Genomic DNA, 6,216 nt, shown 5'->3' on the forward strand with positions numbered 1-6,216 from the left:
GCGCGGCCGCGGCGCCGGCCAGGCCGCAGGCCAGCGCCAGGCCGGCGAGGCCCCGCCGCGACAGGGCGGCATGCGGCCCAGGCGGGCCGCCATGCGGGCGCGCGGTCTCCGGCATCCTCGGCATCCTTCCCAGCGGCGCGGGGAACTCCCGTCCCTCTTCGCCCGATCACCTTGCCGTTCCTGCCGCAACGGTCCCGGGCTGGCAAGGCTTGCCCCCATGGGCTACAGCGGGAGCCGTTCACGAGTGAGCGTCGCGCCGCCGTAGCGCCTTGATCGGCGAGCCGTTTCGCGCCACGCGGCACTGCGATCCGCTCTCGCAGGCGGCGGCGCGCGGCCCGCGGGCGGCGCGCCCTTGAACATCCCGTGCCGCGCAATGACCTGCACGGCGCGGCACCGGCCAGACGGGGACACCGGCGGATGCAACTTGTCAGGCTGTATGCTCGGGTCCTCGGCCTTCTCGGGCCCGACAAATGGGTCGCGGTCGGCCTCACCGTCGCCAACATCGCCCTCGCCGGCCTCGTCTTCCTCGAACCCGTGCTGTTCGGCCGGGTGGTGGACGTGCTGACCCATGCCACCGGCATGACGCGGGAAAGCGTCTGGGCCGAGGCGCTGGCCCTGCTGGCCCTGTGGGGCGCGGTCGGGCTGTCCGGCATCGGCGCCAATGTGGCGATCTCGCTGCTCTCGGACCGGATGGCGCACCGCAACCGCCTGGCGGCGATGAGCAAGTATTTCGAGCATGTGCTGTCGCTGCCGCTGTCCTTCCACGGCGACATCCAGTCGGGCCGGCTGATGAAGGTGATGCTGTCGGGGACGGACAACCTGTTCAGCCTCTGGCTCAGCTTCTTCCGCGACCACATGTCCACCTTCATCGCCGCCATCGTGCTGATGCCGCTGACGCTGGCGATGAACTGGCGGCTGGGGCTGCTGCTGGTCGGCCTGGTGCTGCTGTTCGGCACGCTGACCGCGCTGATCATCCAGAAGACCGAGACGGCGCAGCACCAGGTGGAGCGGTTCCAGACCCAGTTGGCCGGCAATGCCCAGGATGCGCTGTCGAACGTCGTCGTGGTGCAGAGCTTCACCCGCCTGTCGTCCGAGGCGCGGATGTTCGGCGACATCGTCCGGCAGGTGCTGGACCACCAGTTCCCGGTGCTGAACTGGTGGGCGGTGGTCTCGGTGCTGACGCGCGCCGCCAGCACGGTGACGACCATCTCCATCTTCATGCTCGGCACCCTGCTGCACCTGGACGGCAAGGCGACGGTCGGCGAGATCGTCAGCTTCATGGGCTTCGCCAACCTGCTGATCGGCAAGCTGGAGGCGGCGGTCGCCTTCGTCTCCCGCCTGGTGTTCCAGGCCCCGGCGGTGACCCAGTTCTTCGAGGTGATGGACGCCCGGACCAGCGTGCCGGAGAAGCCGGGCGCCGTGCCGCTGCCGCGGGTGCAGGGGGAGGTCGCCTTCGACGACGTGACCTTCGCCTATCCCGGCGGCCCGCGCATCCTGACCGACGTGTCCTTCCGCGCCTCGCCCGGGCGCACCCTGGCGCTGGTCGGGCAGACCGGCGCCGGCAAGTCCACCGCCATGGCGCTGCTGCAGCGCATGTGGGACCCGGTGGCGGGGCGCGTCAGCATCGACGGCCACGACCTGCGCGACATCACGGTCGAGAGCCTGCGCCGCAACATCGGCGTGGTGTTCCAGGAAAGCATGCTGTTCAACCGCACCATCAAGGACAACCTGCTGGTCGGCCGGCCGGAGGCGACGCAGGAGGAGATCGAGCGCGCCTGCCGCATGGCCGAGGCGCATGAGTTCATCCTGCGCCAGCCGCGCGGCTACGAGACGATGGTGGGGGAGCGGGGGGCGAGCCTGTCCGGCGGCCAGCGCCAGCGCCTGGCGATCGCCCGCGCGCTGCTGAAGGACCCGCCGATCCTGATCCTGGACGAGGCGACCAGCGCGCTGGACGCGGCGACCGAGGCGCGGGTGCAGAAGGCGCTGCAGGCGCTGATGGCCGGGCGGACCACCTTCATCATCGCCCACCGCCTGTCCACGGTGCGCGACGCCGACGAGATCATGGTCTTCGAGGGCGGGCAGATCGTCGAGCGCGGCACCTTCGACGCCCTGGTCCGCGAGGGCGGCCGCTTCGCCGAGCTGGTGCGGACCCAGCTGACCAGCGCGGCGCCGATGGCGGAGGCGGTGAAGGCGGCGGAATGACGCGGTTGCGCGCCGTGTTTTCCTTGCAACCGGCTGGTCAGGCGGCGCAGCCTTCGCGGCAGGGCCCGGCGCGGGGGAGGGCAGGGCGGCAATGCCCACCACCCCCGGCACGGGCCGAGGGCTGAGGCGCGCCGGCGGCGCGGTGCCGCGGCGCCCCCACCCGACCGGGAGGGCGAGGCATGATCATCGGCGCGATCCTGAAGACCAAGGGCACCGAGGTGGTCGCAGTGGCGCCTGGCGACACCGTGCTGGCGGCGGCGCGGCTTCTGGGCGAGCACCGGATCGGCGCCGCCCTGGTGCGCGGCCCGGCGGGCGAGCTTCTGGGCATCCTCAGCGAGCGCGACATCGTCCGCGGCATGGCGGCGCATGGCCCCGGCACCACCGGCCTGAAGGTGGAGCAGTTCATGACCCGCGACCTGGTGACGGTGACGCCGCGGACGCTGGTCACCCAGGCGCTGGCGCTGATGACCCATCGGCGGGTCCGCCACCTGCCGGTCTTGGACGATTCGGGCGGGCTCAGTGGCCTGGTCTCGATCGGCGACCTGGTGAAGGCGCGGATCGAGGAGGCGGAGCTGGAGGCGGAGGAGCTGAAGGCCTATGTCGCCGCCGCCGGCTGAGGCGCGGCGCCCGGCGCGGGGCGGGCCACCGCGCCAGCGTTGACGTACCGCAAGGACAGGGTTGCGGCCCGGTGCTCTCCTCGCCCCGTCACGCGGCGAGGAGAGGCCGAGCCATGAACCACCGTCACCGCAAGGTCCTGCATGCGCTCTTCGCCCATCCGGTGAGCGCCAACCTGGATCCCAAGCATGTCGTCGCGGCGCTGGAGGAGATCGGCGCCGACATCACCCGCGGCGGCCATGGCCAGATCGTGGTGCGGCTGGGCGGCTACATGCATGGCTTCCACGACGACCGGCACAGCCTGTCGAAGGAGGAGGTTGGGACGCTGCGCAAGCTGCTGGCCAGCGCCGGGGTGGACCCGGTGCGCGACTGGCCGATCTAGCGCGGCTTCCGTTCGCCATGGCTCACGGCAACCGCTCCAGTCTTTTGACTTTGCGAGCATCTTCACCCGATCAGGTGAGTGCACCTGATCGGGATCCGCTCCAGCGCGGCCGTCCGCGCCGATCCGTGCGGCCGGCAGGCGGCCGCGGCAGCGCGGCGTGCCGGTCCGGATGCAGGCGGCTGCCGGGCGGATCGCCGGGCCCCGGAAACCGCCGTGGACCCGGCATGCGGCTGCCGCCGCGCCGCGGCGAGGTCGCACCCCGCCGCGGCGGTCCGTCGCGGCGCCGCCTGACCCGGTCGCCCGTCAGGCCGGCCGGCTGGCCGGCGCGGGCCCCCGCGCATTCGCCGCCTCGAACAGGGCGATCGCCCGGTCCACGTCGTAGCGGCCTTCCGCCAGCGTCTCGGGGTCCCATTCGCTGCGCTCGGCGGCGAAGAAGTCGCCGCCATAGACATGGATGGCGGAGGTCAGGCGCGGGATCGGGTTGGTCACCGAATGGATGATGTTGCGGCCGAGCGGCACGCAGTCGCCGGTCGAGAGCGCCTCGGCCCCCGCCGCTTCCAGCCGGCCGGCCGGGTCGCCCGGCACCCGGCGCCAGAAGATGTTGTCCTCCCGGCCCGAAACCATGCCGATCACCGCCCACATCCGGTGGTTGTGCGGCATGATGGTCATCTGCGGGCCCCAGACGATGTGCAGCACCGTCAGGTCGGGCGCGCGGTACAGCCCGGTCACGCCGGCGCGGCGCGGCTCGCCCAGCGCCCGCATGACCGCGCCGGGATCGGCGACGGCGCGGGCCACCACCTCCCGCACCGCGCGGTGGCTGCCGGGGTCGGCCGAAAGCGCGGCGCGGCAATCCTCGATGAAGCGGTCGGTCTCGAACATCGGCGGTCTCCGCCCGGCAGGGCGCCAGCATGGCGGGCAGCCTGGCCATGCGTCCAGCCCGCAGCGCAGGCGGCACCGGCCCTGCGGGCCGATCGCATGCCGCCGCCCGGGCGCCCTTGCCGCGCCGCACGGCGTCGCGCATTGATCTGTCCGCTCAACGAGAACGGGGCTTCCGCATGATCCGCCTCTCCCGCCGCGCGGCACTGGCCGCGCCGGCCCTCCTCGGCCTGGCTGCCGGCGCGCGTGCCCAGACCCGCTGGCAGATGGCCACGCCCTATCCGGACGGGAATTTCCACACCCGCAACATCCGCGAATTCGCCGCCGAGATCGAGCAGGCGACCGGCGGCAAGCTGGCGGTGACGGTGCACAGCAACGCTTCGCTGCTGCCGATGCCGCAGATCAAGCGGGGCGTGCAGACCGGCCAGGTGCAGATGGGCGAGATCCTGCTGGCCGCCTATGCCAACGAGGACACCTTCTTCGAGGCGGATTCGCTGCCCTTCCTGGTGCCGGACCTGGACGGCGCCCGGAAGCTCGCCACCCTGCAGCGGCCCTATATCGAGACGCGCCTCGCCCGGCAGGGCGTCTCGCTGCTCTACACCGTCGGCTGGCCGGCGGCGGGCTTCTACACCCAGGCGCCGATCACCAGCCTGGACCAGTTCAAGGGCAGCCGCTTCCGCACCTTCAGCCCCATCACCAACCGCTTCGCGGCGCTGATCGGCGCCAGCCCGGTGCTGGTGCAGCAGGCGGAACTGGCGCAGGCCTTCGCCACCGGCATCGCCACGGCCATGGTCACCAGCGCGCAGACCGGCGTCGACACCTCCTCCTGGGACTATGCCAAGGTCTTCACGCCGGCGAATTTCTCCATGACGAAGAACGCCGTGCTGATCTCCCGCCGCGCGCTCGAAGGCCTGCCGCGGCCGGAGCAGGAGGCGATCCTGGCCGCCGCCCGCAAGGCGGAGGATCGCGGCTGGGCCTATGCGAAGGAGGCGCAGGACGCGACCCAGGCCCGGCTGGCGGAGAAGGGCATGACCATCGGCAGCATCCCGGCCGATGTGCTGGCCGGGCTGCGGCAGATCGGCGCGACCATGGCCGAGGAGTGGATCGGCCGCGCCGGCGAGGATGGCCGCAAGCTGGTGGAATCGCTGCGCAGCGGCTAGCGCGGGCCGCGGCAGGCGGGACCGCCGCCCCGCCCGAAAGCCGATCCTGGATCGGGGCCCCAACGCGTCGGCCTGCGTGCAGGCCCGGCTATGCATGCCGCGCACGGCGATCGGTCGCGGCGCGGCATCCGGCGCCGGATCCGCATGGCAGGCCGGCCGGGACGACGTCCTGTCGCGTGTGTGCGGGATGCGACAGGCCGGCCGACGCGCCCGATCCTGCGGCATCGGCTGCCCAAGCCGGTGGCAAGGCGGCGGCCGGCCCCGCCTTGCGGCGGGGCACGCCCCTTGCAGGCCGCGGCGAGGCCGGGCCACCCTGCCCGGCGGCAGGGAAGCAAGGGGCGCCCATCATGACCATCCGACACGGGGGCGCCTGAACGCATGCGGCGGATCCTCGATGCGCTCTATGCGCTGGGTGCCGGCCTGGCCGCGCTGTCCCTGCTGGCGATCTTCGTCGTCATGATGCTGCAGGTGGCGATGCGGGAGATGCAGATGCAGCTTCCCGCGGCCGACGACATCAGCGCCTATCTCTGCGTCGCCACCACCTTCTTCGCCCTGGCCGCAACCTTCAAGCGCGGCGAGCTGATCCGCGTCGGCATGGCGATCGAGCGGCTGGGCCCCGGTCCCCGCCGCATCGCCGAGGCCGCGGTGCTGGCGCTGGCCGCCTGCATCATGGCCTATGTCACGCGCTGGACCTTCGAGGACATGCTCTTCTCCTGGGAGATCGAGGAGGTGGCGCAGGGCACCGTCGCCATCCCGCTCTGGATCCCGAAGCTGGCCATGCCGCTCGGCGCCGGGCTGCTGCTGGTGGCGATCCTGGACGAGCTGGTCGCGGTGCTGCGCGGCCTGAAGCCCAGCTATGTCGCGGCGGCGGAGGAACGCGCCGCCGCCGGCGACTTCTCGGCGGAGGTCTAGGGCGTGGCCGCGCCGGCGGCCCGGCCCGCGCCGCCCCGCCGCATCGCCGCGCCGCCCGCCGGCCTTCCG

6 protein-coding genes are annotated in these 6,216 nt (G+C 72.7%); 5 read left to right on the top strand and 1 reads right to left on the bottom strand.

Going from position 1 to position 6,216, the window contains the following annotated elements; genetic code table 11:
* The first annotated feature begins 417 nt into the window (after positions 1-417).
* The 3 genes from E2C05_RS27255 (at position 418) to E2C05_RS27265 (ending at position 3,199) form a co-directional block, all read left to right on the top strand.
* Complete coding sequence (locus tag E2C05_RS27255) at positions 418-2,202, top strand: glucan ABC transporter ATP-binding protein/ permease (RefSeq protein WP_133222798.1); 1,785 nt, start codon at positions 418-420, stop codon at positions 2,200-2,202.
* A gap of 179 nt (positions 2,203-2,381) precedes the next feature.
* The gene (locus E2C05_RS27260; RefSeq protein WP_133222799.1) at positions 2,382-2,819 is read left to right on the top strand and encodes a CBS domain-containing protein; all 438 of its coding nucleotides are present in this window, start codon (positions 2,382-2,384) and stop codon (positions 2,817-2,819) included.
* Positions 2,820-2,932: 113 nt separating this feature from the next.
* Positions 2,933-3,199 (top strand): hypothetical protein, encoded by a 267-nt coding sequence (locus E2C05_RS27265; RefSeq protein ID WP_133222800.1) that lies wholly within the window; start codon positions 2,933-2,935, stop codon positions 3,197-3,199.
* 303 nt (positions 3,200-3,502) lie between these two features.
* Here the strand turns inward: E2C05_RS27265 and E2C05_RS27270 are convergent, their stop codons facing one another.
* Entirely contained in the window at positions 3,503-4,078 is a 576-nt protein-coding gene (locus E2C05_RS27270; protein ID WP_133222801.1) for a cysteine dioxygenase family protein, read from the bottom strand.
* Between the two features lie 176 nt (positions 4,079-4,254).
* On the opposite strand from E2C05_RS27270, the gene E2C05_RS27275 reads away from it, so the two are divergent.
* Together E2C05_RS27275 and E2C05_RS27280 are read left to right on the top strand one after the other, a co-directional pair.
* Positions 4,255-5,235 carry a TRAP transporter substrate-binding protein gene (locus E2C05_RS27275; protein ID WP_133222802.1) on the top strand — a complete coding sequence of 327 codons (981 nt, stop codon included), beginning with the start codon at positions 4,255-4,257 and terminating at the stop codon, positions 5,233-5,235.
* A gap of 378 nt (positions 5,236-5,613) precedes the next feature.
* A complete protein-coding gene (locus E2C05_RS27280) occupies positions 5,614-6,147 on the top strand; it encodes a TRAP transporter small permease (protein WP_133222803.1) in 534 nt (177 codons plus the stop codon).
* The last annotated feature ends 69 nt before the right edge of the window (positions 6,148-6,216 follow it).

This window comes from Paracraurococcus ruber, from assembly GCF_004353985.1.
GTDB lineage: Bacteria > Pseudomonadota > Alphaproteobacteria > Acetobacterales > Acetobacteraceae > Paracraurococcus > Paracraurococcus ruber.

What these genes read in the sequence shown, in the direction of transcription:
- E2C05_RS27260 (WP_133222799.1), top strand. Translation starts at nt 2,382, where the DNA reads ATGATCATCGGCGCGATCCTGAAGACCAAGGGCACCGAGGTGGTCGCA.
- E2C05_RS27275 (WP_133222802.1), top strand. Translation starts at nt 4,255, where the DNA reads ATGATCCGCCTCTCCCGCCGCGCGGCACTGGCCGCGCCGGCCCTCCTC.
- E2C05_RS27265 (WP_133222800.1), top strand. Translation starts at nt 2,933, where the DNA reads ATGAACCACCGTCACCGCAAGGTCCTGCATGCGCTCTTCGCCCATCCG.
- E2C05_RS27270 (WP_133222801.1), bottom strand. Translation starts at nt 4,078, where the DNA reads ATGTTCGAGACCGACCGCTTCATCGAGGATTGCCGCGCCGCGCTTTCG.
- E2C05_RS27255 (WP_133222798.1), top strand. Translation starts at nt 418, where the DNA reads ATGCAACTTGTCAGGCTGTATGCTCGGGTCCTCGGCCTTCTCGGGCCC.
- E2C05_RS27280 (WP_133222803.1), top strand. Translation starts at nt 5,614, where the DNA reads ATGCGGCGGATCCTCGATGCGCTCTATGCGCTGGGTGCCGGCCTGGCC.